This window comes from Seonamhaeicola marinus, from assembly GCF_008085455.1.
The window spans coordinates 58,420-83,620 of the sequence record NZ_VSDQ01000729.1; the positions used below are offsets into that span (position 1 = coordinate 58,420).

At 33.1% G+C, this 25,201-nt stretch carries 25 protein-coding genes; 14 read left to right on the plus strand and 11 right to left on the minus strand.

Features of this window, described 5'->3' with window-relative positions:
- The first annotated feature begins 94 nt into the window (after window positions 1-94).
- Window positions 95-1,015 (plus strand): SRPBCC family protein, encoded by a 921-nt coding sequence (locus FUA24_RS21235; RefSeq protein ID WP_148545089.1) that lies wholly within the window; start codon window positions 95-97, stop codon window positions 1,013-1,015.
- 28 nt (window positions 1,016-1,043) lie between these two features.
- Here FUA24_RS21235 and FUA24_RS21240 read toward each other — a convergent pair whose 3' ends face one another.
- Window positions 1,044-1,976: an aldo/keto reductase gene (locus FUA24_RS21240; RefSeq protein ID WP_148545090.1), complete on the minus strand. Its 933-nt coding sequence runs from the start codon at window positions 1,974-1,976 to the stop codon at window positions 1,044-1,046.
- Window positions 1,977-2,023: 47 nt separating this feature from the next.
- Between FUA24_RS21240 and FUA24_RS21245 the strand changes: the two genes are divergently transcribed.
- Window positions 2,024-2,803, plus strand: a complete 780-nt coding sequence (locus FUA24_RS21245) for a hypothetical protein (protein WP_148545091.1) — start codon at window positions 2,024-2,026, stop codon at window positions 2,801-2,803.
- A 3-nt stretch (window positions 2,804-2,806) separates the two neighbouring features.
- On the opposite strand, the gene FUA24_RS21250 is transcribed toward FUA24_RS21245, so the two are convergent.
- Window positions 2,807-4,000 (minus strand): carboxypeptidase-like regulatory domain-containing protein, encoded by a 1,194-nt coding sequence (locus FUA24_RS21250; RefSeq protein WP_148545092.1) that lies wholly within the window; start codon window positions 3,998-4,000, stop codon window positions 2,807-2,809.
- A gap of 107 nt (window positions 4,001-4,107) precedes the next feature.
- Here FUA24_RS21250 and FUA24_RS21255 point away from each other — a divergent pair, with 107 nt between their 5' ends.
- From FUA24_RS21255 to FUA24_RS21280, 6 genes are read left to right on the plus strand one after another with little or no spacing between them, the layout of a single operon-like run.
- Window positions 4,108-4,611, plus strand: coding sequence for a GbsR/MarR family transcriptional regulator (locus FUA24_RS21255; protein ID WP_148545093.1), 504 nt, complete (start codon window positions 4,108-4,110; stop codon window positions 4,609-4,611).
- 52 nt (window positions 4,612-4,663) lie between these two features.
- A complete protein-coding gene (locus FUA24_RS21260) occupies window positions 4,664-5,563 on the plus strand; it encodes a fatty acid desaturase (RefSeq protein WP_148545094.1) in 900 nt (299 codons plus the stop codon).
- 11 nt (window positions 5,564-5,574) lie between these two features.
- Window positions 5,575-5,916 (plus strand): hypothetical protein, encoded by a 342-nt coding sequence (locus FUA24_RS21265; RefSeq protein WP_148545095.1) that lies wholly within the window; start codon window positions 5,575-5,577, stop codon window positions 5,914-5,916.
- 4 nt (window positions 5,917-5,920) lie between these two features.
- The gene (locus FUA24_RS21270) at window positions 5,921-6,628 is read left to right on the plus strand and encodes a YqjF family protein (protein ID WP_148545096.1); all 708 of its coding nucleotides are present in this window, start codon (window positions 5,921-5,923) and stop codon (window positions 6,626-6,628) included.
- A 60-nt stretch (window positions 6,629-6,688) separates the two neighbouring features.
- On the plus strand, window positions 6,689-7,240 hold the full coding sequence (locus FUA24_RS21275; RefSeq protein WP_148545097.1) for a sigma-70 family RNA polymerase sigma factor: 552 nt from the start codon (window positions 6,689-6,691) through the stop codon (window positions 7,238-7,240).
- Between the two features lie 2 nt (window positions 7,241-7,242).
- Entirely contained in the window at window positions 7,243-7,512 is a 270-nt protein-coding gene (locus tag FUA24_RS21280) for a hypothetical protein (protein ID WP_148545098.1), read from the plus strand.
- Here FUA24_RS21280 and FUA24_RS21285 read toward each other — a convergent pair.
- Window positions 7,509-8,342, minus strand: a complete 834-nt coding sequence (locus tag FUA24_RS21285; RefSeq protein WP_148545099.1) for a UbiA prenyltransferase family protein — start codon at window positions 8,340-8,342, stop codon at window positions 7,509-7,511. The genes FUA24_RS21280 and FUA24_RS21285 overlap by 4 nt on opposite strands.
- 120 nt (window positions 8,343-8,462) lie before the next feature.
- Between FUA24_RS21285 and gcvP the strand changes: the two genes are divergently transcribed.
- From gcvP to FUA24_RS21300, 3 genes are all read left to right on the plus strand, one after another.
- On the plus strand, window positions 8,463-11,312 hold the full coding sequence (gene gcvP, locus FUA24_RS21290) for an aminomethyl-transferring glycine dehydrogenase (RefSeq protein ID WP_148545100.1): 2,850 nt from the start codon (window positions 8,463-8,465) through the stop codon (window positions 11,310-11,312).
- 100 nt (window positions 11,313-11,412) lie between these two features.
- Window positions 11,413-12,471 (plus strand): 3-oxoacyl-ACP synthase III family protein, encoded by a 1,059-nt coding sequence (locus FUA24_RS21295; RefSeq protein WP_148545101.1) that lies wholly within the window; start codon window positions 11,413-11,415, stop codon window positions 12,469-12,471.
- Window positions 12,472-12,502: 31 nt separating this feature from the next.
- Entirely contained in the window at window positions 12,503-13,027 is a 525-nt protein-coding gene (locus FUA24_RS21300) for a class I SAM-dependent methyltransferase (RefSeq protein WP_148545102.1), read from the plus strand.
- 1 nt (window position 13,028) lies between these two features.
- On the opposite strand, the gene FUA24_RS21305 is transcribed toward FUA24_RS21300, so the two are convergent.
- From FUA24_RS21305 to FUA24_RS21320, 4 genes are all read right to left on the minus strand, one after another.
- Window positions 13,029-13,676, minus strand: coding sequence for a TylF/MycF/NovP-related O-methyltransferase (locus FUA24_RS21305; protein WP_187388358.1), 648 nt, complete (start codon window positions 13,674-13,676; stop codon window positions 13,029-13,031).
- 56 nt (window positions 13,677-13,732) lie between these two features.
- Window positions 13,733-15,523: an HAD-IIIC family phosphatase gene (locus tag FUA24_RS21310; RefSeq protein WP_148545104.1), complete on the minus strand. Its 1,791-nt coding sequence runs from the start codon at window positions 15,521-15,523 to the stop codon at window positions 13,733-13,735.
- A 24-nt stretch (window positions 15,524-15,547) separates the two neighbouring features.
- Window positions 15,548-16,543, minus strand: coding sequence for a polysaccharide deacetylase family protein (locus FUA24_RS21315; protein WP_148545105.1), 996 nt, complete (start codon window positions 16,541-16,543; stop codon window positions 15,548-15,550).
- Between the two features lie 62 nt (window positions 16,544-16,605).
- The gene (locus FUA24_RS21320; RefSeq protein ID WP_187388359.1) at window positions 16,606-17,985 is read right to left on the minus strand and encodes a tail fiber domain-containing protein; all 1,380 of its coding nucleotides are present in this window, start codon (window positions 17,983-17,985) and stop codon (window positions 16,606-16,608) included.
- Window positions 17,986-18,102: 117 nt separating this feature from the next.
- Between FUA24_RS21320 and FUA24_RS21325 the strand changes: the two genes are divergently transcribed.
- Complete coding sequence (locus tag FUA24_RS21325) at window positions 18,103-18,954, plus strand: glycosyltransferase (protein ID WP_148545107.1); 852 nt, start codon at window positions 18,103-18,105, stop codon at window positions 18,952-18,954.
- Window positions 18,955-18,978: 24 nt separating this feature from the next.
- On the opposite strand, the gene FUA24_RS21330 is transcribed toward FUA24_RS21325, so the two are convergent.
- On the minus strand, window positions 18,979-19,785 hold the full coding sequence (locus tag FUA24_RS21330) for a DNA/RNA non-specific endonuclease (RefSeq protein ID WP_148545108.1): 807 nt from the start codon (window positions 19,783-19,785) through the stop codon (window positions 18,979-18,981).
- 3 nt (window positions 19,786-19,788) lie between these two features.
- Window positions 19,789-21,420 (minus strand): alkaline phosphatase PafA, encoded by a 1,632-nt coding sequence (pafA, locus tag FUA24_RS21335; protein ID WP_148545109.1) that lies wholly within the window; start codon window positions 21,418-21,420, stop codon window positions 19,789-19,791.
- Between the two features lie 108 nt (window positions 21,421-21,528).
- Here pafA and FUA24_RS21340 point away from each other — a divergent pair, with 108 nt between their 5' ends.
- Entirely contained in the window at window positions 21,529-22,266 is a 738-nt protein-coding gene (locus FUA24_RS21340) for an MlaE family ABC transporter permease (protein WP_148545110.1), read from the plus strand.
- A gap of 1 nt (window position 22,267) precedes the next feature.
- Window positions 22,268-23,035: an ABC transporter ATP-binding protein gene (locus FUA24_RS21345; RefSeq protein WP_148545111.1), complete on the plus strand. Its 768-nt coding sequence runs from the start codon at window positions 22,268-22,270 to the stop codon at window positions 23,033-23,035.
- Between the two features lie 79 nt (window positions 23,036-23,114).
- Here FUA24_RS21345 and FUA24_RS21350 read toward each other — a convergent pair whose 3' ends face one another.
- A complete protein-coding gene (locus FUA24_RS21350) occupies window positions 23,115-23,873 on the minus strand; it encodes a ThuA domain-containing protein (protein ID WP_148545112.1) in 759 nt (252 codons plus the stop codon).
- Window positions 23,874-23,928: 55 nt separating this feature from the next.
- Window positions 23,929-25,194, minus strand: a complete 1,266-nt coding sequence (locus FUA24_RS21355) for an NTP/NDP exchange transporter (protein WP_148545113.1) — start codon at window positions 25,192-25,194, stop codon at window positions 23,929-23,931.
- Window positions 25,195-25,201: the final 7 nt, after the last annotated feature.

Sequence of the window (25,201 nt, forward strand, 5' to 3'; positions counted from 1 at the left end):
TTAAACTTCAATTAACCTTTTCTTAAACTTGTTTTATTTGCGGCATGTAAGAAAACTTCAAAATTTTTATTAATTTGAAGCAAAATTCAAAGTCATGCCTAAAACATTTGTATCCCGTAGTATTGTTATTAATACCCCTAAAGAGAAAATAAAAGATCTTGTAAGTGACTTACATAACTGGAGACCTTGGTCTCCTTGGTTGGTATGTGAACCAGAAGCTGTTGTAAATGTGCAAGAAGATGGTAAGTTTTACACATGGGAAGGGAAACGTGTTGGTTCTGGAGAATTAAAAGTAGTAAGTGAGTCTGAAAACCTTATTAATTATGATTTAACTTTTCTAAAACCTTGGAAGTCTCATGCTAAGGTTGAATTTAAATTTTCTGAAGTTGATGGTGGCATAAAAACAGAATGGACCATGCATAGTTCTCTACCCTTTTTTATGTTTTGGATGAAAAAGCAAATGGAAGCGTGGATTGGTATGGATTACGAACGTGGTCTAAAAATGTTGAAAGAATATGTAGAAACAGGAAAAATAAATTCCAAATTAGAGTTTGTGGGGCAACATGATTTTGAGGGATGTGACTTTATTGGAATTAAAAGAACAACACTATTTAAGGATATAGGGGAAGCTATGGAAAGTGATTTCACAGCTCTAGGAGAGTTCATTGCAACAAATAATATAGAACCATCTGGTTTACTTTTTTCGCAATACCATAAGTTTGATCTTGTTAGTGGTAAAGTCATTTATACTGCAGGCATTCCAGTATCAAGCATACCTGCAAATCTAGGTGCTAAATTTATCTCAGGTAATTTACCCAAAACTAAACTCAATACCGTTCGTCACCATGGCCCTTATGATCATTTAGGAAATGCATGGAGTACAGCGCAAATGATGATGCGCAACAAGGAGTTTAAACCTGTTAAAAAGTACCATCCTTTAGAGTTCTATCATAACGATCCCGCAGAGACTTCTCCAGAGGATTTAATTACAGATGTAAGTTTTGCGTGCAAGTAACCTATAACAGGATTTAATTTATTCGGTTTTAAAGCAATTTAATATAATCGTACATCTTTTCTCTAGTTTTAGAATCTGGCATTCTACCATAACCTGCCATCATGTTATCTATCATATGGTGTACTTTCGATGTTCCGGGAATGACACAGGTTACTAATGTATTGGACAATATAAACTTTAGGAAAAACTGTCCCCAGCTATGTATATCATATGCTTTTGCCCAAAGCGGAATGTCTTTTCCTTTTGTAGCTCTAAATAACCTTCCAGTTTCAAAAGGCCTATTAATCAAAACTGCCGTGTTGTATTTTTCAATGGTGTTAAACAAGGATTTTTCGGCATTACGAGATATTATAGAATAATTAAACTGCACAAAATCAGGCTTTTCTGCTTTTATAATTTCTTCCAATTTCCCATGCGCCGCATTGGTATAATGCGTTATTCCCCAGTACTTAATCTTACCTTGCTCTTTCCATTGTCTAAGTGTTTTTACATGTACTTTCCAATCTACAAGATTATGAATTTGCATTAAATCCATTTGATTACGCTGCATTAAACGAAACGAGTTTTCCATTTGGCGAATTCCAGCCTCTTTACCTTCAATCCAAACTTTAGTGGCATAAAAAAAATCGTCTTGTAAATTGGCCTTTCTAGTTAATTTTCCAACAACGGCTTCTGAGCTGCCATACATTGGCGAAGAATCAATAACAGAACCTCCAAGTTTATGCATTTCGGTCAATACTTGAACCAGTTTAATCATCTCATCCGCAGAATGTCCAACATCAAAAGTTTGCCATGTCCCTAAGCCTACAACAGGTAATAACTGATTAGATAATGGAATTTTTCGTTGTAGAATATGCTCTTTAAAATCAAAAGATGCTAATAAAGGGTACACCGCCAATCCTAATCCTGCAAACCCAGATAATTTTAAAACCTCTCTCCTACTATAATTCTCTTTAAACATATTCTAAAAGCAATTAAATAAGTACACTAAATTTTCGTTATAAGTTAGTGAAGTTTTTTAAAATCCTAGGTCATTTATTAGTTTTTAGCTTACTAACCATTCTTACTCAAGTTGGAGGTATTATATGGATAATAGCACTTTTGTTTTCGCTAAAAACTAAAGGAAAAATGCGATTTATTTTTCCCTTTCTATATGTTTTTGCTAATCTAATTGTAATTCCTCCTTTAGCTAAATCTCTTGGTAGAGAAGCATTACCTGTTTTTACATCTAATTTAAAACCAAAACATCTTGTTTACCCAATGTTGTTTAGAAATTATGTGAATCCTGATTTATATTTTCTATTAGTTAAATCCTCTCAAGAACTACAACTTAAAAATATTGAATTGACGTACTTGGATGCTAACTTTCCATTTTTTGACAACTTCCCCCTTTTACCTCACCTAAGCCATAATGATGGCAAAAAGGTAGATATTTCCTTTATGTATTTAGATAACGATGGGAATTCAACAACTAAAAAACCTTCTATATCTGGATATGGTTCCTTTGTTAAAGAGCACTCAACAACTTCAGAAACATGCCGAAGTAATGGGAATTGGCAATATAATTTCACCAAGTATTTAACCTTTGGAAAAACAGATGATTTAGTATTTGATGCTGAAGGCACAACACTAATTATAAAACAACTGCTACATTCTCCTAAGACAGAGAAAATATTTTTAGAACCTTACCTAAAGAAAAGTTTAGGACTAAGTTCTGAAGACAGGATACGTTTTCATGGCTGCAAATCAGTAAGACATGATGACCATATTCACCTTCAAATAAAATAACTCCTAATTAGAATACAAAAACTGTTTTTCTAATGGCACACCATAATTCGATTCTAATTCCGATTTTATACCTTTAAAGTAATTGGTATCAGGTGGTGCCACAAAAGTAGACCAAAAATTAGCATTATAAGGCACTTTTAAATCGGCCATATCTGTTTTCATAGCCTCTTCTTGATGTCTAACGCGCATTTTTTTTCTGTTAGTTTCAATATCTAACACAAAAACTTCGTGTTTATACGTGGCAGCAATTTTTGCTTCGGGTTTCCCTAAACGTCGTTGTAATTCTGGGGTAATTTTTTCTTTGGAAGTCCATTGCCTACTATGATATGCTAAATATAATTTTCCGTCTCTATTTTTCTTGTAAACGTAAAGGGAGTTGTTTGCTTCATTTTCAATCTTATATACACTAAACGTATCAACACCAATATAAAGCTTAAAGGGTTGGCCATTAGCCATAAACTTATGTGCTCCCTTTGGTGGTCTTCCTTCTATAATAACAACATCTTCGGTATCATAAGAGGTATCTCCTATTTTTTTCCAGGTCATTTTTTTCATTGGTAAGTATTGCCTAATAGGGTTCCTTATGGTCATTGGAATAACCGAATGTCTAAATTCTTTCTTCTTAAAAAAACGGTAGTCTGCGGACTTCCTTCCTTCTAGAACTTCAATAGATATAATATCTTTTACTGAAGGCCCTTTATCAAGTATTTTCATATAGTGCTCCACGAAAAAACGTGCTTTTCCCTCTTCACTCGAAGCTCTCCTATATAACATGGTTAATTGGTGCGGTTTACCAATTGTTGTAGTCTTCAGATTTTTTAAGGCATTTTGAACGTAATCGCCAGCAGCCAATATCTTTATTTCATCTAACTCAACAATACTTTCTTTAAGCCTAATTATCTTTTCTGACTCATTTAAATAGTCGCTAATTTTAATTTTAGTTGCCTCATAACCCATACAGCTAATCTCCAATGAATCGTTAACTTCGCTCTTTAAAATTTCGAATAAAAAAGCACCATCTTCATTAGTCATGGTACCCTTGTATTTTGTTGTTAGTTTTAAATTGGCATATGGCACAGGATAGTTAGAGTCATCCATAACTATACCATCAATTTCTATGGTGTTTTGAGAAAACCCAAAAGCACTTATAAGTATAGTTAAAATTAAGGTGGTTATAAAATTCGCTTTAGTCTTCATGTTCTATCACTTTTAATCTTTTACACGCTCAAGGTTACGAAAAAAGTGGCGCGACACAAACTTTCAATAATTTTTGAAAGTTTAGAAATTATTTATATATTTGTCATATGAATTACGAGGAAGCAAAGGAAAAGTTCATTAGTACCTGGGGAAGTCTAGGTTCTATGTGGGGTATAAATAAAGCCATGGCACAGATACAAGCGTTGTTATTTATTTCTACGAAACCGCTTTCGATGGAAGACATTATGAGTGAGTTAAAGATCTCTAGAGGCAACACAAGTATGAATTTACGACAACTAATGGACTGGGGTATTGTGTATAAAGAACTTGTTCCCGGTGAAAGAAGAGAATTCTTTACAACCGAAAAAGATGTACAGGAATTAGCTAGACATATTGCCAAAGAACGTAGTAGAAGAGAAATAAAACCAGTTATTAAAACATTAAAAGATGTGAGTTCTATTAAAGATGATGGAACTGCAAAAACAAAGGAACTTATTAAACAGACTAAGGCACTTCATGATTTAACCGAAACTGCTGATAGCATGATTAATAAATTGGTAACGCAGGAGCAAAACTGGGTAACCCAATCTTTACTAAAACTCTTTAAATAAAAAAATTTAAACTTAACTTTCAATATTTTCTGAAAGTTTAAAATTTATAAAAATGAAACAATTACAAACAGATCACGGACATGTAAAAGTATCATGGAAAAAAATTGTATGGTTATACCTTATGCTTTTCCCAGTATTATTTATCGATTTTTCTTCAATAAATTCCGTAGATATTATTCTAAATATAGTACTGCTTTTCTTAACTGTTGGTATTGGTCATTCTGTGGGACTTCATCGTGGAATAATTCATAAATCCTATAAAACAACAGAGCGATTTAGAAGAATAAGCCTATATCTTTTTGTCCTTACCGGATTGGGTAATCCTTTAAACTGGCTAAAGCAGCATTATTACAGAGACTATTGGCAAAACAGAAAAGACTGTCCTAAATATTTTCAATATAAGCACTCCTTAGCAACAGATTATTGGTGGAATTTACATCTTACTTTTATTCCTATATCTAATCTTAGATATAAAATACCTCAACATGAATTAAATGATCCTTTTATTAAGTGGTTGAGCAAAACATGGGCATTTCATTACATCCTGTTTTGCGTACTTCTGTATTTTCTAATTGGATTTAATAGTATGCTCATCGCAACCTCTTTAAGAACTTCATGCATAATTTTGGGGCATTGGTATATTGGATATGCATCTCACAAATACGGTTATGCCAGACATGTAATTAAAGGAGCCGATGAAAGCGGATACAACGATATTTTCTTGGGACTACTTTCCTTTGGAGAAGGATTTCATAACAATCATCATGCATTTCCATCTTCAGCAAAGTTTTCTTCTAAATGGTATGAAATTGATTTTGGATGGTCTATTGTTTGGTTGCTCAAAAAAACCAAAATAATAACTGAAGTTAAAACTCAAAAAAACAACCTAAAGAAAACCGCTATTAAATCTAAAAGGACATATTGGAAACTGCCACAGTTTATTGAATCTTAAAACATTTTGTCATGAAAGCACTAAAAATAATAAATATGGTAATTTTAACTATAACCATTCTTCTTTATATAACCATTTATTATGGTTTATATTCTCAAATCTTATTAGGTATAGTTCAAATAGTAAGCTCATTAATACTTGGCTTAAATTACCGTAAACTTATCCTACTTAATCAAAAAAGATTAAAAAGTTATTGGCTTTTTGTTGCCATTTATTTTTCAGGTTGGTTATTACCATGGGGCAGAGTTCTAGATAATTCTTACGGCATTGTAATAGCGGTTATCGGAGTAATATTTATTCCCATGGCATTAGCTATTTACTTTCAAATAATTCTTATGAGTATTAAAAAATAAAACCATGGATACACGTAACTCTTTTTTATCCGCCAATTGGGAGCACCTAATTTTAGTTAACTATGAAATACATCCAGATGTGTTAAAACCATATGTTCCAGAACATACCGTACTGGATGTATTTGAGAACAGATACTATATAAGCTTGGTTGGTTTTATGTTCAAAAACACAAAAGTTCTTGGAGTTAAACTTCCGCTACATGTAAATTTTGAAGAGGTAAACCTAAGATTTTATGTAAAACACAAAAATACAAGAGGTGTGGTTTTCATAAAAGAAATTGTTCCAAAACCGTTAATAACCTTTGTTGCAAATTCTTTGTATAACGAACATTATGAAACAAGTAAGATGTCACATGTTTGGGATACTAAAAATAATTATATAGAATATAGTTGGGAACAACAAAATAAGCGGCAACATATTAGTGTTACATCAGAGGAATTACCAAAACCTATTACCCCTTATTCAGAAGAAGACTTTATTTTGGAACACTATTATGGCTACACGAAATACAAAAACAAAACCTTTCAATATGAAGTGCAACATCCGCAATGGCTACATTATCCAATAAAAGAGTACACTATAAATGTAGATTTTGAAATGAACTACGGAAAAGAGTTTAGCTTTTTAAATACTCGCAGTCCTAGTTCAGTCATTTTAGCCAAAGGTTCAAAAATACATGTTATGCCTAAAAATACAATAGCTGCCAAATAACAGAAAAATATTCATTTTTTTATCTTATTTTTGGATTTCTAAAATTCAATTGCGTAAAGAATGCCCAACCATCAAATTAATCCAAACAACTGGATCGATTTATATTCCGACTATCTGTATAACTACACCATTACGCGTATTAGTGATAAAGAGATTGCACAAGATTTGGTACAAGATACTTTTTTGGCGGGCCTTAAGTCAATGAAAAATTTTAAGGGAGAAGCCAGTGAACGTACTTGGTTAATTTCTATTCTTAAAAGAAAAATTATTGACCACTATAGAAAAATAAATTCGAACAAAGGTAAAGCCGAGGTAAGGATTAACTATAAAGATGATGAAACAGAAGGCGATTGGTTAGAAGAACGTGTTGCAGATCCTTTTGATAAAACTGCTGAAGACACTATGCAGAACTCTGAATTAGGAGAAGCAATTCATAATTGTTTAGGTAAATTACCCACCAAACAGGCCGATGTATTTAAAATGAAAACAATTCTTGGTTATGAAACCGAAGCTATTTGTAATGAATTAAATATTACCGCGTCTAACCTTTGGGTAATAATTCACAGAGCCCGAACAGCTATGGCTGATTGTCTTGAAAAAAATTGGTTTTAATAATGGAGAAGCAGAAGAAAGGCCTTTTATTTGTAAGTTGTGAAGAAGCACAACATATTTGTGACAAAGCGCAATATGATGAAGCAAGTTTATTTGATAAAATAAAACTCAATATTCGTCTTTCGTGGTGTAAAGTTACGAGAGCTTATTATAAACGAAACGTTAAGTTAACGGAAAAAATTAAAGAAAGTGATGTCGATTGTTTAACTCCTGAGTGTAAAGAAAACATGAAAAAGGAATTAAACAAAGCAATCCAAGAACAGGCAAGTTAGGAAACTGTTAAGAGTGCCAAAGCCCAGAGTATTGGAATGCCTTCTACCCAAAAAGCACTATAATACTTGTCTTGCGTTTTTTCAGCCTTTAATAATAAGACTAAGGTTAACATCATAAATACAGATAATACGGCAAACTCATAGAGAACAAAACGTACCTTAAGTAAGTCTAATAGTATTATAATTACTAATAATACGAAGCCAATAACTTTTGTATTTCTAACGCCAATTCTTTGTGGTATGGTAGAAAGTTTTAGACTATCAAATTTTAAATCTCTAATTTCAAACGGAAACATTAACACGATTATAAAAAGGTATCTTTGAATTCCTAAAATCAAGATATCCGTATGCCAATTTGCGCCTTCGTTTAACAAAGGTAAAAACACGGTTACACCGCTCCAGACTAGAGCTATTAAGTAAATTTTTAAGCCACCAATGCTTCTCAAATTTTGTTTTTTATCAACAAAAATATCCTTTGGTAAAAAAGGGATGGCGTAAAAAAAAGTAATAAGACCAAAGCCAGCAATATACCATAAAGTGCTCTTTTCCAATTTAAATGCATAATAACACATAGCAATAAAACAGAAAAGTGAAAACACCTGAATAGCCTTTAGCCATCTTGCCAAACTTCTATGATGAAACTTGGCTATACCAAAGTACTTCACAAAATTATAACCTGTTACAGAGGCAAAAAAGGTAAAGAGTAAAAGATCTATATTTATATAAAGGTTTAACTCTAAGAAAGAAATTACAGCTAATGCAACTACAGACAATGCTACATGAATACTACTATTTATGTAAAAGTTTAGAAGTTGTTTTAGATAAGCCATTAAACAAAATTAACCAAACGGTTAATAACATCATCAAATAGTTAAAAACTTTCCATTTTCTTCAATAAAAAACTTCAAATATTGCGTATTTTTGCGAATTATTTAACAATTTGAAATTAAATGAACACAAACGCTTTTGCTTTACGTCATATTGGTCCTAATGAGGATGATCAAAAAAAGATGTTAAACACTTTAGGTTTAGAGTCTTTAGATCAATTAATTTATGAAACCATTCCAGATGATATTCGCTTGGAAAACGGTTTAGATTTAGATGAACCTATGACGGAACATGAGTATTTACTACATATTCATGATGTTTCAAAAACAAATAAAGCTTACAAAACATACATTGGCTTAGGCTATCACCCTACTGTTATGCCTGCTGTTATTCAGCGTAACATATTAGAAAACCCAGGATGGTATACAGCCTATACGCCTTACCAGGCTGAAATTGCGCAAGGTCGATTAGAAGCTTTGTTAAACTTCCAAACCATGATAATGGAACTTACAGGTATGGAGTTAGCAAATGCATCTCTTCTTGATGAGAGTACGGCAGCCGCTGAGGCAATGAGTTTATTATTTGCTGTTAGAGAACGTGCTCAAAAGAAAGCTGGGGTTAATAAGTTTTTTGTTTCAGACACTATCTTACCTCAAACACTATCATTACTAGAAACTAGAGCAAACCCAATTGGTATTGAATTAGTTGTTGGTAATGAAACTACTTTTGATTTTTCTTCTGAGTTCTTCGGCGCCATGCTGCAATATCCAGGTAGAGATGGACAAATAACAGATATAAAATCATTCATAGAAAATGCGCAAGCTTCAAATATTAAAGTAGCTGTTGCAGCCGATATATTGAGTTTGGTTAAACTTGAAGCCCCAGGTCATTTCGGAGCTGACGTTGTTGTTGGTACTACCCAGCGCTTTGGAATCCCAATGGGATACGGTGGCCCTCATGCAGCTTATTTTGCTACTAAAGAAGCTTACAAAAGAGATATTCCCGGTAGAATTATAGGTGTTACTAAAGACGTTAATGGCAATAGAGCGTTAAGAATGGCTCTACAAACGCGTGAACAGCATATAAAAAGAGATAGAGCAACTTCAAATATTTGTACAGCTCAAGTTCTATTGGCTGTTATGGCAGGAATGTATGCCGTATTTCACGGACCTAAGGGACTAAAATTTATTGCTAATAAAGTTCACAACAAAACGTCTAAACTTGCTGAGGCACTAGAAACTCTGGGCTTTAATCAAGTAAACACTTCTTTTTTTGATACACTTCAAATTAAAACCAAAGCAAGAAAGATTAAAAAAATAGCTACTAGAAAAAAGGTTAACTTCTGTTACCCTGATAAAAACACAGTAACTATTTCAGTAAATGAAACAACTTCTATAAGAGATATAAATTATTTAATTTCTGTTTTTGCAGAAGCGGCCGGTAAGGATACCATTGTTATTTCTGAAGTAACACCAGCCAATAATATAGACGAACAGATTCAAAGAAAAACCTCGTTTTTAGAACTGGATGTCTTTAATCAGCACCATTCTGAAACGCAATTAATGCGTTATATTAAGTCTTTAGAGCGCAAAGATTTATCGCTTAATCACTCTATGATTTCTCTCGGGTCTTGTACAATGAAACTTAACGCCGCAGCAGAAATGTTACCTTTAAGTTGGTTTAAATGGGGAAATATTCACCCTTTTGCTCCAAAAAAACAAGCAAGAGGTTACAGAAAAGTTTTAAAAGCTCTAGAAAACCAATTAACCGAAATAACTGGTTTTGCGGCCACATCTCTTCAACCAAATTCTGGTGCTCAAGGAGAGTTTGCAGGTTTAATGGTTATAAAAGCTTATCATGAATCTCGTAATGAAGGCCATAGAAATATCTGTCTAATTCCTTCATCTGCTCATGGAACAAATCCTGCTAGTGCAGTTATGGCTGGTATGAAAGTGGTTGTTACCAAATCTACTCCAGAAGGTAATATAGATGTTGATGATTTAAGAGAAAAAGCACTTTTGCATAAAGACAATTTAGCTGCTTTAATGGTTACTTACCCTTCTACACACGGTGTATATGAATCGGCTATCAAAGAAATTACTAAAATTATTCATGACAATGGCGGACAGGTCTATATGGACGGAGCCAATATGAACGCACAGGTTGGACTTACTAATCCTGGAAATATTGGTGCAGATGTTTGTCATTTGAATTTACATAAAACATTTGCAATTCCGCATGGTGGTGGTGGTCCTGGTGTTGGACCAATCTGCGTAGCAGAACAATTAAAGCCATTCTTACCTGGCAATCCTATCTATAAAACCGGAGGAGAAAAGGCTATTACAGCTATTTCTGGAGCACCATTTGGATCTGCCTTAGCCTGCTTAATTTCATATGGGTATATAAAAATGTTAGGAGCTGAAGGCTTAACAGAATCAACTAAAGTGGCTATTTTAAACGCTAATTACATTAAATATAGACTGGACGGCCATTTTAACACATTATATTCAGGTGAACGCGGTAGAGCTGCACATGAAATGATTGTTGACTGTCGTCCGTTCAAAGAAAATGGCATTGAAGTCACCGATATTGCAAAACGCTTAATGGACTATGGATTCCATGCACCTACTGTGTCATTTCCTGTTGCGGGAACCTTAATGATTGAGCCTACTGAAAGTGAAAGTAAAGAGGAAATTGACAGATTCTGTGACGCTATGATTTCAATAAAAAAGGAAATTGACAGTGTTACTAAAGAAGACGCTAACAACGTATTAAAAAATGCACCTCATACGCTTGAAATGATAACTAGTGATGAATGGTATTTTCCTTACTCTCGTGAGGCAGCAGCATTTCCATTAGACTACCTTAGGGGTAATAAATTTTGGCCGAGTGTAAGACGCGTTAACGACGCCTACGGCGATAGGAATTTAATATGTTCTTGTGCTCCCATAGAGGAGTATGCAGAGGTTTAAATAGTATGTTGAACATCGTAATAACTAACCAATGTCATTTGCTTTTTTATTTATGTCTGCTAAATTAGCTCATCACTAATAATAGCGCAAAACAGACTCTATGAATATTAAAATAACTGGCTCTGGAAGTTATATTCCTGACACTATTGAAACAAACGAGAGTTTTCATAATCATGAATTTTTAAATGTAGATGGTTCAACAATAAATTCTCCTAATGAAGTTATAGTAGAAAAGTTTAAAGCTATTACAGGCATTGCCGAAAGGCGCTACGCAAAAACACATCATACAGCTTCTGACTTAGGATTCTTTGCAGCCGAAAAAGCTATCGAAGATGCCAATATTGATCCTGAAACTATAGATTACATTATTGTAGCACACAACTTTGGAGATGTAAAGCATAACACTATTCAGGCAGATATTATACCATCATTAGCCTCTCGAATAAAACATAGTTTACGTATTAAAAACCCAAAGTGTGTAGCCTATGATATTTTATTTGGCTGTCCGGGATGGGTTGAAGGTGTTATACAAGCTAAAGCTTTTATAAAGGCAGGAATGGCAAAACGTTGCTTGGTTATCGGAGCGGAAACCTTATCAAGAGTTATTGATAAACATGATAGAGATTCTATGATTTTTTCAGATGGTGCAGGTGCTACCATTGTTGAAGCTACAGATGATAATGGCGGTATTTTAGCTCATGAAACTGCAACTTACACCTATGATGAGGCCTACTATTTATATTACGGAAATTCTAATAACCAAGACCTTTGCAGAGACACGCGCTATATAAAAATGGAAGGTAGAAAAATCTATGAATTTGCTTTGAATAATGTTCCCAAAGCAATGAAAGCGTGTTTAGATCAAAGTGGTGCAGACATTTCTGAAGTAAAAAAGATTTTCATTCATCAGGCTAATGAGAAAATGGATGAAGCCATCCTAAAACGTTTTTACAGGCTTTATAGAGCTGATATTCCAGAAAACGTGATGCCAATGAGTATTCAAAAGTTGGGAAATAGTTCGGTTGCTACAGTACCTACTTTATTTGATTTAGTTAAAAATAATAAATTAGAAAATCATAGCTTAAACCAAGGTGATGTTGTTATTTTTGCAAGTGTAGGCGCTGGTATGCACATTAATGCTATTGTTTACAAATACTAAAAATTCTGCAACTAACGGATAAGGCATATATATGTACGAAAATAGTTTTCCTAGTAAACGCTTTAAACATACACTAACATTTTTACAAAAACATATCTCAAATTCTGAAACCATCTTAGATTTAGGTGTAGACAATCCTTTTTCTAAAATCATGAAAGAACAGGGGTATACTGTTGAAAACACAAAGGGAGAAGATTTAGATGAAGACCTTTCAACTATTTTAAATTCCAATTCTACCGTTGTTACGGCCTTTGAAATCTTTGAACATTTATTATCTCCTTATACTGTTCTTAAAAATCTAAAAGCGAATAAACTTGTAGTTAGCATTCCTTTAAGGTTATGGTTCTCCCCTGCTTACCGCAGTAAAACTGATAAATGGGACAGGCATTATCATGAGTTCGAAGATTGGCAGTTTGACTGGCTATTGGAAAAAACAGGTTGGAAAATAGTTGATAGTGCAAAATGGACCAATCCGACAAAAAAAATAGGTATTCGTCCTTTGCTCAGATTATTTACAAATAGATACTATATCATTTACGCCGAAAGAGAGGCGTAATCTATTTTAAAACAAATGCCACTTGCCTATAATTATTTACGGCACCAATAAATTCAAAGTTCCACTTTGAATTAATACAACTTTTAAATATTTCTAAAGCTTTAAATTCATGATTAAAGCTAGAAAATTCATCAAATATCAAGATGTCATTTTTCTTTAGTTTCGGCTCAATTTGAAACAAAACATACAAGGTAGAGGAAAACAAATCTGCATCTAAATGGTAAATAGATCTATTGTCAAAATCAAAATTTTGTAATGCTCCATAAACCGTATCTTGGAACCAACCTTTAACAAAAGACACCCTATCATCTTTTATATCGGGAAATTCACCTTGCTGGTTAAAGTGTCCTTGTTGTTTTTCTTCCCAACGCTCTGGAAGCCCTTCAAAAGAATCAAAACCTAAAAAACGCGATTCTTTAATAGAATTTGTTGAACTCCATTTTTTTATCATCTCTCCTGCGGCAACACCAAATTCAATGTAATTAATAGGCTTATCGTGTAGTTCCGATAGAAGCATTTCATGAAGTTGCATTCTATTCTTATAGGTTGCTTTTTTATTATAATAATCGTTTAGTTTCCCTTTACCGTTATTAATACTGATGAACTCAACAAAATCAACATACCTATATACGTTGTTTATAGGTTTCAATAACTTTTTAAGAGGCTTGTATAATTTAGTTCGAGATAAGAAAGGGTGTAATGGCATTACTTTTTTACTACATTTATTATGTTATCATTTGGTATATTCTTTTCCTTACTAAATAGAAGTTCCTTAATACCATTTTCTTCATTTATAGTTTCAAACCCAAAATCATTAAAGACCTGAGCTGAAAATTTATTTTTTTCAGTAAACTTATACTTCACCAGAAAATCACCAAATTTAAGATAATGCTCTAAAATATTAGTCATAAAAGCATGCTCAACACGTTTGCTTTGTATTCTGCAGCTAAACATTAAATCTATAAGCTTGTTTTTAGAAACTTCAATAATACCAAAGCCAATAATTCCATACTCCCCAAACGTATCGCTACACTTTAGCACGTATGCCGCTAAATCGCTATTCTGGTGTATCTTTGCAATATCATCTTTATTGTACCTGTTTCCTGAAAAGTTCATTTGATTTGTTCTTTGAGTAAGTTCATATACCCTATCAAAATGTACGTCTTGTAACTCAACGATTTCTAAATCTATTTTACACGATTTTAGAAAATCAAAGTATTCTCCTTCAAAACTATTAGAAACTGTTTTTCGCTTTTCTTCATTAACGTAAAACGTTTTTCTTTTTTTCCCTTCCTTGGTAACCTCAATTTTCAAGGCTTCTAATCCTAAAAGGTCTTTATAATGAATTGCATCTACCAATCTAACTTGAGGCAACACTGCTTCTACTTCCTTCCTTTCAAATATAGAATCATCTATAAATAAAAGCGAATTAACATTAATATTAAGATCTGTTGCTATCTCTCTAATACTTTTACTTTTTGGTAACCAAGAAATTTTGGGATAAATAAAAAAATCTTTCAACTTAAAATAATCAAGAGCTTCCATAGCCATGTCGTAGTTATTCTTGCTCGAAATAGAGTTAATAACTCCCCTTTCTTCTAATTGCGTTAGAATATCTACAATTCCTTCTTTTAGCTTTAGATTTTCTTTTCCGTTTTCAACTAAAGTCCCTTCCCAAACCGTATTATCTAGATCCCACACAACACATTTTACCTTATCTGCTTTTGTATTTGAAACTGCTCTTGAATTCAATTTTACAAATTCTGTTATACCAAAGTATAAGGGCTTGCTTCTATTGACATTTTCTGGTATTAGATTAATTCTATAGGCTAAATTAGATTTAATTCTTTTGGCTATTTCTGTAAAGGGAACGAGTTCTTTATTGTAACCAGGTTTAAGCTCTAAAGTATATTGAAAAGGAATTTTGCTGTATTTAACATCATCGTTTCTAATAACCAATCCCAGTTTTATGATGTCATCATGAGGATTGAAAATCTCAGCCAAAAATCCATCAGGAGTTTGCGTACCTTTATTCTGATTATCAATTATTGCATTCTTTTTTACACTATATCTCTTTTGAATTAATTTTTTCTTAAGAAATTTTGAAGGCGATAAATGAATGGTTTTTGATAGTTTATAGTCTTTATTCAGCAGGTTTTGCACTTCCCGTTTACTATATAATTCACTATTTGCTTGAGTAGCTAAGACACCCCATTTTTTAAAACTTATTTTTAACAGTGGTTGTTTAACAGTTATTTCGGGAGCTAGTTCTATTTTTTCTATCCCCTCTACAAATCTCTGGCATTTACCATCTACCCTTGGCTGATACAAGTCACAGGTACTAAAACAAGAAGGCATTGAGCATTCTACGCAATGCTCTGTCCAGTGCAAAGAACTCATTAACTTAATATCATCATAAGTTTTAATGAATTCATTTAGAACGTGCTGCGGCAAATCCTCTTTAATTTTATTTATATATACTTCCGTTTCGTACATGAATCACCTAATCAATTACAATGATTAACTTCTGTTAATTTTATACTTACCAATTATTTTGTTGTAATACTTATATAAATTTTCGGTAACAATCTGTTTCTCTACCTGCTTATCAGGTTTTTCTAAATTAAACCTTTGAATAATTCTATCATCAATATCTTGTTTTAACCCAGAATTGCCAAAAATTATAATATTGCTATCATATTCAAACAATGCTTCTATTAACTTTTTTGAAATTGACCTATCTGAAAAAGGAAACGAAAACAAAGAATAGTCAATTCCAAAATGTACTTTTAACCACTCCATAGACGCAATTATTTCATTTTTCTGTTCCTCGAAAGACAACTGATGAAGAGGAGGGTGGCTCATTGTATGCCCTCCAAAATAAAATCCATCATCAATCATTTCTTTAATTTGCGATCTTGTTATATAAGGTTCTTCTTTTTCTAAGTAGTCCTTAATATCTAAATTTAATATCTCAAAAACGGATTGCAGTTTTTCTCTTTCCGAAAATGGTATGCCCTTTAATTCTAATTTAAAACGTTCTAAGGTATTACAGTTAAAGCCAAAAACACTACATACTTTTTCTAGTTGCTCTTTGCTTAAACCTTCTCTATCAATATGCGATAAAATAATGCTTGCATAGTGTTTATAAAGCCCTTCTTTATTATCTACAAACTGCGGATTAATAAAAAATACACCTTTTACTCCTTTCTCCTTTAAAATGGGATAGATATTTGTATAAATCTCTTTAAGCCCATCATCAAACGATAATAAAAAACAATTGTCTCCATAATTCCCGCTTAGCAAATCCTGAGGAGTAATGGGTTTATAATGCTGTTTAAGCACATCAATATCATAAGAAAATTGAGCTTTGTTTTTATAAGAATAAAGGTTTTTAATATGATCTAAAGTGTGGTCTTCAATAATGTGATAGTACGGAAATACATTCTGTTTATTTACTTTTCTTAAAAAGCTCCGTTTAGAAGCTTTGTATAATATGTCTTTTACTAACCCCATATCTATAAATTAAAAAACTCTGATTAAATAATCAGAGTTTTAATTTCAAAAGTAACGATTTATTATTTAAAGACTATTTTTTTAGAATCTAAACTTTTCCCGTTAACTATTAAACTCACAATATATGTTCCTGTACCAAAATTATCCTTATGTAAGTATCTAGTGATATCTAATTTTCTTTCATTAATTGATAAACTGCTTATAATTTTACCATTTAAATCGTAGGTAACCAATCTTGCGTCTTTAACCGATTTTTCAATATTTAATGCTATTTCAATTGCTGAAGATGAAGGGTTAGGAGAAACACTAATAATCTTAGTATTATTAAGATTTATAAGGTCTGTATTTTCTTTTATAAAATTCTCGTTTAGTTGATTTTGCAATTCTACTATTTGGTTTTGTTGTTCTTTTAAAGCTTCAATCAATACTGGAATTAATCCAGTATAATTTATACTGTAATCCCCGTTTTCATCTTTATATGTTAAGGCTGGCATTACCTTTTCTACTTCTTGAGCTATTAACCCATATTGTTCATTTTTACTAAATCCAATATCTTCCTTATTTACCAAATCATCATTCCAAAAGTATTTTTTTGCATTTAAATTAAGAATAGATTCTAGGGCATTATCTACATTTTTAACGTTCTTCTTATATTTTTCATCAGAAAACGTCGTAAGATTTGTACATCTAATTGTTCCATTAACATCCAACTTGTAATAAGGTATTCTTCCTACTCCAACATTCCATCCATTATCATAAATTTGACTACATGTTAATCCGCTTGAACTTTTCTTAGTTAAATAATTGGTTGAGTTGCAATTATTGCTTAAACCTCCTCCAAAAGAGCTTGCTAATTGTCTTCTTACGTTTCCACTAGAATCCGTAGTTAGTACATAGGTATTAGATGAAGTAGTTGCTAAGTTTTGAAATCTTACCGTTCCATTAGTATGTAATCTTGCGGTTGGATTTACTCCTATTCCTAAATTGTTTTGAGCAGAAATAGTCATAATAGATGTACTTGAATTGTACCAAGTAAACAAAGGCCTATTATTAACAGCATATGATAGTCCATCTTGAGCATTTCCCCAAGGATATTGAGCCCCACTAGGCGCATTTGGATATACGGTATCGTCTCTCTCTACCGTAAAACGCATTAAAGGCGTACTCCCATTATCTCGAGAAGAGCTTATACTTGCTGTAAGATCTAAAACAAATCTATTGTCAACGGCGCGTCTAGCGTAAAAACGGGGCACAAACTGACCATTAAAAACAGTTGCATTTGTTAAGCTTAAGAAATCCAAAGAAGTATCAGAAACTCCGAACTTTGTAACATGTTCTGCTTTACCTGAATTTGAAGAAGCCACGTGAGGGAATTTGACCTGACCATTTAATGCTGTAATCATAAAAAATGATCCTAATAAAAAGAAAAATTTTGTTCTCATTTTTAAAGAATTTAAGAAAGTTATTAATATTTTTAGCTTTACATAGATACAAATTAACAACCGTAACCTGATGCGGTTTTCCCACATAAAAAAAAGAAAAAACAACATTCATAGTAAGTGAATTTATATATTGTTATACCAGCCCACAACGAACAAAGCACAATAGGGGCTACGCTAGACTCTTTAGTAAATCAAACTGTTCTTCCAAAGCAGGTTGTAGTTGTAAATGATAACTCAACCGATAAAACCGAAGAAATCGTTGATGGTTATGCTACTCAGCATGATTTTATAAAATTGGTAAATTCTAAATCTTCAAATCAGCATCTACCAGGAGCAAAAATCATTAATGCCTTTTACAAAGGATATGACAAACTTGACAACGATTACGATGTGATATGTAAGTTTGATGCCGACTTAATTTTTCCAAAAAACTATCTTGAAAAACTTGCTTTTCATTTCAATAATTCTGAAAGATTGGGAATGGCTTCAGGGTTTTGTTATATCGAAAAAAATGGCGACTGGATATTAGAAAATCTTACGCGTAAAGACCACATTAGAGGTGCATTAAAAGCTTATAGAAAACAATGTTTTCTGGATATTGGCAAACTAAAATCATCTATGGGATGGGACACGGTAGACGAGCTTCTTGCTAAATACTACAATTGGGATATACTCACAGATGAAAGTCTACATGTGAAACATTTAAAACCTACCGGAATTAGTTATAATAAGGCCTCAAAATATTTACAGGGAGAAGCTATGTATAAGATGCGGTATGGCTTTACAATTACCCTGATTTCAGCGGTAAAACTAGCGCTTAAAAAGCGTAGCTTTAAGTTGTTTTTAGATTATATGGGTGGATACTTTAAGGCAAAAAAGGAAAAACCAAATCAGTTAGTTACCAAAGAACAAGGTAAATTTATAAGAGGGCTTAGGTGGAAAGGAATGCTGGGAAAAATAACTGGATAGTGCTCCGATAATGATTTCTTGTAATTAAAAACTCCATCCCTTATAACTATTTGAGGCTTCGAGATTATGTTCAATAGCATCATCCAACTTCGGAAAGAAGTCTATTCCTGTGAGTGCCTCAACCTCATCAACAGATACTACAAATTCATACAAAGGCTTTTTTGAATCCTTATGAGGCATTAAAAAGGCAATCATCTTTGTTGTTTCGTTATTCCTATTTATCAATACCTTATAAAACTGATTGGGCACCGAGACTCCTTCAACACCAATAGCATCCATATTACCTTTTAATACACCACCCGTTATAACAAAAACGCCGTCATACTTTCTTGCCCAATAGCGCACCTTTTGCTCCAGTCTATTCCATATTCCAGAATTGAAATCATGGTTTTGTGGACTAATATTACTAGTTAAAAACGTTTCATCATGGGCTTCTTTACTAAACCTTCTATCTCCTGCTGGACATAAATGCCCTTTATCATAACCTGAATTTTTAAAGTTACGCCAATGTGCAGCTTCGGTTATGACTGATTTATCTATTTCAAAATACGGCCGCTTATGATTAGTACTAGATAAATGTGATTTCTTTAATTCGTAAGCTACCCATTCCGCCTGCTCATGACGCTCACTATAGGATAATGAATACGTGTTATGATGTACAACTTGGTTGGTTGTTGATGTTGGTAAAAAGAACGCTCTATCACTATCAGTTATAATTGTAGTACCCGTTTCTACAGGAACTAGAGCGCTTTCTATTAAATACCACCTTACACAAAAAATAGCAAATAGTATTAGCCCCGAAATTAAAGCATATTTAGTTTTCCTATTCATTAATTACTTCAATACAAAACCTAAAGGCTCTCCAGTTGCTCCATTAGGGAAACTAGTTCCTAATAATGCTGAAATTGTTGGCGCAATGTCCGGAATGGTAGTTTTTTGTAATGTTTCTCCTTGTTGTATACCACTACCAAAAAATAGTAGAGGTACATGCGTATCATACTTAAAACCTGTACCATGAGAGGTTCCTGTGGCTCTATAAAAAATATGTCCCGGATCAGGAATTATTAGAACATCTCCTGAACGTTTTTGGTTGTACCCGTTTTGTAAAGTCTTTTCAATGCCTTTATCGAATGAAGTTGTACTCATCGTAGTAGCCGAAAACACTTTATATACTTTTTCATAAGTTATTAATTCATTCACCAAAGCCTCCTGTACTTCAGCTAAATCTAACCCTAGATTTTTAATTTTTTCTCTATCAAGAAATATTTGATGGTTACTAATGTTCTTAATCAACCCTTCAGCATTAAATCTATTTTTCAGAAATCCTCTTAGTTTCTTTTTAGTTTCAGCATACGTTACATATCCCGCTGGAATTCTAACAGATTTTAAGAAATTAGGCACATTTACTGCACCGTGGTCTGCTGTTAGAAACACAGTATATTTTCCTTCGCCTACCTGCTTATCCAAAGCTTTTAAAAGGCGTTCTAAGTCTTTATCTAATCTTATGTAGGTATCTTCAATTTCCTTAGAGTTTACACCAAATCTATGACCAACATAATCTGTACTAGAAAAACTTACCGTAAGTACATCTGTATCTTCATCTTTTCCTAAATCTTCTTGTTTTAGTGCTTCGATAGCAAAATCTGCAACTATACTGTTTCCATAAGGTGATTCCTTCAATATATCATACCCCATATTTACTAAAAATAGAGATTTTAGATCATAAGGAAAAGTGGCAGTTTTTTTTCCATTAAACTTACCCTCAAATTCATTTAAATCAGGTCCACTTTCAGTATATGTGTTTATATCATATAACGTATTCCATTCTCGCAAATAAGATTTTACTTTACCCGATTTATTAAAAGCCTTCACCCATTTTGGTAAATCCTTCATGTAATAGGTACTACTTACAAAATTACCTTCTTTTTTCCCTCTAAACCAATATGCAGCATTTGCGGTATGACCAGCTGGTAGAACAGCTCCCCTGTCTTTAACGGAAATACCAATTGTTTTCCCCCTCATTTGCGTAAACAACCTATTCTCATCTGCAAATGTTGTGGTCTTCATTCTATGAGGTGACATACGTTCTTTTTCTGATTTTGTTCCCACAGCCATTACGCTATCATCCTTTGCACAATACACCATTTCATCAATTTCCTTATCATACCAATCATTTGCAATAATACCATGGTGCTTAGGTGTTGTGCCCGTGTAAACAGATGCATGCCCTGGTCCAGTATATGTTGGCACATAATTGTAATGATTATTTTTGCAGTTAAATCCTTCCCTAATAAGCCTTTTAAAACCACCTTCACCATATTTACTTTCAAACCTAGTGAGGTAATCAAAGCGCATTTGATCTACAACTATTCCAACAACAAGTTTTGGTTTATTTCCTTCTTGAGCTTCAGATTTATGAGTAAAATAACTCGTTATTAGTACCAAAAGAACAACTATTCTTTTCATGTATTAAAAATTTAGAACGTCAAAAATACGTCTTTTATAATATCATAATTCAAAATTAAAGTTAAATACCTCTAAGTTTTTTTTACTTTAGCACTAACAATTATTTCTATGACGTATCTTCATAATATTGGTAAATATTTTTTAATGATTGCAGAGATGTTCAGGAAGCCTACAAAATGGCCTGTAATGCGATCATTAATTCTAAAAGATATAGATGATTTGGTCATCAACTCCCTTGGTATTATTGCTTTTATTTCGTTTTTTGTTGGTGGTGTTATAACCATACAAACAGCATTAAACATTGACAATCCATTAATACCAAAGTACCTTGTAGGATTCGCAACAAGACAATCTGTTATTTTAGAATTTGCACCTACTTTCACCTCAATTATTATGGCTGGTAAAGTAGGCTCTTTCATTACTTCTAGTATAGGCACCATGCGGGTAACCGAGCAAATAGACGCACTAGAGGTAATGGGAATAAACTCTATAAACTACTTAATATTCCCTAAAGCAATTGCCTTAATGTTATATCCTTTTGCCATTGCTATTGGTATGTTTTTAGGTATTCTTGGGGGTATGGCTGCAGCAGTTTTTGGAGAATACGCTAGTTTAACAGATTATGTTACGGGTATTCAATATGAATTTGATACGTTCCATGTAACATACGCCTTTATTAAAACCTTTGTTTTTGCCTTTATTTTAGCAACAATACCGGCTTTTTATGGGTATTACATGAAAGGAGGAGCACTAGAGGTAGGAAAAGCAAGTACCACGGCATTCGTTTGGACTTCAGTGGTCATTATACTTGTAAATTATATAATAACAGGAATGCTTTTAGGATAAAATGATAGAAGTTAACAATTTACATAAGTCTTTCGGTGAAGCTAAAATCTTAAAAGGTATTAGTACTTCTTTTGAAAAAGGGAAAACTAATCTTATTATTGGGCAAAGTGGATCTGGTAAAACGGTATTTCTTAAGTGCTTATTAGGGCTTTTTACTTATGAAGAGGGATGTATTTCATATGATGGTAAAATATTTTCTGAGTTAACAGAAGACCAAAAAAGAGATTTACGTGCCGAAATCGGTATGGTATTTCAAGGAAGTGCTCTATTTGATTCCATGACGATTGCAGAAAACGTTATGTTTCCACTGCAGATGTTCACTAAAATGAGTAAAAGTGAAATGGAAGATAGAGCCGATTTTGTTTTAAAACGTGTTAACCTTCCGGATGCTCATAAAAAAATGCCAAGTGAAGCTTCTGGTGGTATGCAAAAGCGTGTGGCCATTGCTCGTGCCATAGTAAACAATCCAAAATATCTTTTCTGTGATGAGCCAAATTCTGGTTTAGATCCTAAGACCGCTATTGTTATTGATAACCTTATACAGGAAATAACTCAAGAATATGAAATTGTTACAGTTATTAACTCTCACGACATGAATTCCGTTATGGAAATTGGAGAAAAAATAGTATTTCTTAGACATGGTTTAAAAGCTTGGGAAGGCTCTAACAAAACCATTTTTAAGACAGATAATGAATCGGTGACCGATTTTGTATACTCTTCGAATTTATTTAAAAAAGTACGTCAGATGTACCTTGAAGAAAACGAATAGAAATAAAAAACCTCTAAATTCAAGATGTAATCTTGTTTTAGAGGCTTTCTTTCAAACATAATTTAACCAATTACTTTAATTACTTACCAACATACGTTAAAGCGTTAGCAACTAATTTCTTATAGGAAGGGTTTCCAAAAGCCTTTTTAGAATACCCCGGAATAATATAAACCACTTTAGAGTTATTGTACTTTTGCGTCCATGCGATAGGAGCCAAATCTTCGTTATCTGAATCTAATAGGACATGAACACCGTCTCTTAAGTAAATATTACCGTAAAACACATCAGTTAATGTAAAATCTTTTAACCCTTTAGTTACGGGGTGCTTTTTGTCGGCTACCTTTATATCTACCTTCCTATCAATAAAGTATGTAGATCTTTTAGACTTTTCTGGAGTAAACTTCCCTAAAAACCATTTACCTCCAATTATTTCATGATACTCATCCCAATTTGGTTGAGAAGACAATGTAAAATGAAGAAAGACCATCCCCACTCCCGCATTGGTAAGATTTACGTATTTTTCTTTTGTACCCTTCGATTCTTCATAGTATTTGTTTTGGTTTAGAAACAATATAGCATCATAACTGTCTTTTATTTTATCTAGTTTCATAGATTTAAAATGAGCGTCCAGAACTAAATCTACTTTTATACCTTCTAGACTTTCGCACATGTTTTCAAAATCTGGAGTATCATATGGGTGCCCTCCTCTTACAACCAAAACATTGGTATCATTTTGAGCAAATGACGACTGAACTGCCACTAGAATTAACAACATTGGTATAAAAAACAATGTCTTTTTTATAGCTAATAAACTTTGATTTGACTTTTTATTATTCATATTCTTAAAATTATTTTTTTTGTAAAATTGAAATATTGTTGTTTTTAAATTCTTATTAATCGGCCTTCTTTTTGTTATAAAGTTTTCCCATCCAGAGTCCAACTATTGCCCATAAGGCAGCGATACCTCCACCAATAACACCAACGGCAGTAAAACCTAAACCTAAGCCTTCTGTTAGCCCTGTAAAGAACCATGCTGTGGTCATATCTCCTCCACGATAAACCACTACGTCTATAACAGGTTTTGCTTTAAACCTAGTTTCCTTATCTACCTCTGTAAATAGCATTTCTCTTGCAGGTTTAGTAACCGCATAATTACCAGCTCTACGAGCCACTTGAAGCGCCAATAACACAACAATTATTGGAGCAAAAGCTAAAATCAAAATACCCGCGCATACAACTATAGGCATTAAGGCCAAGGTGAATCCCATGCCTATCTTTTTTACTAACCTAGATGTAGCAAAGAATGCCACTGCAAATGTTAGCACATTTACGATCCAGTCTATACTCCCTAAAATTTGGGTACGCTTAGCTCTGTCAAATTCAGCCAATAAGTTCTTTTGCTCAAAGTATACAAAGGTGCTAATCATAGTATAAAGTAAAATGAAAATACCAATGGCTAATAAGTAAGGGTTGGTTACGAAGTACTTAAATCCTGCAAAAGGGTTACCACCTATTTTGTACTTACTGGTATCAGTAGTTTCATCAGCATTCTTTAATTCGGTAGACTTAAGCCTCGTTAAAGTAAGAATGATTGGAATTGGTATTAAAAGCAGAATAGAAGCAATTAAAATTAAATTATCCGTTCCCATGCCAGAAAATAGTGTTGGCACCATTGGCCCTAATAAAGCTCCAGCACTTGCCCCTGCGGCTATTGTAGCAAACAAACGCCTTGCCTGATCTTTATTAAAAATGTCTGACATAAAACTCCAAAATACAGACAGATGAAACATGGCAAATACACTTAACCAGACATAAAAGCATTTATCTACAAACGTACTATCCTCAACCGAAGACATATAGGAATAAAAAAGGATGAATGTTATTGCGAAAAAAGCATATACACTTGGTACTAACAGTTTAAATTTTAGTTTAGACACAGCAATACCATAGAGTGCTACTACTCCTGTGCTTATAAAAAAGTTTAATGTCCATAATTGGCTTACCTCACTATCAGACCAATCACTGGCCATAGCATCTCTAACAGGCCTCAAAATGTAGTACGCCAACATAAGGATGAGTACAAATAGGAAAGAAAGCGAGGTTGCTTTTATTTCATTAGCTTCAATTTCAGAAGCTTTTTTTAATAGTTTTTTTATCATTTTTCTA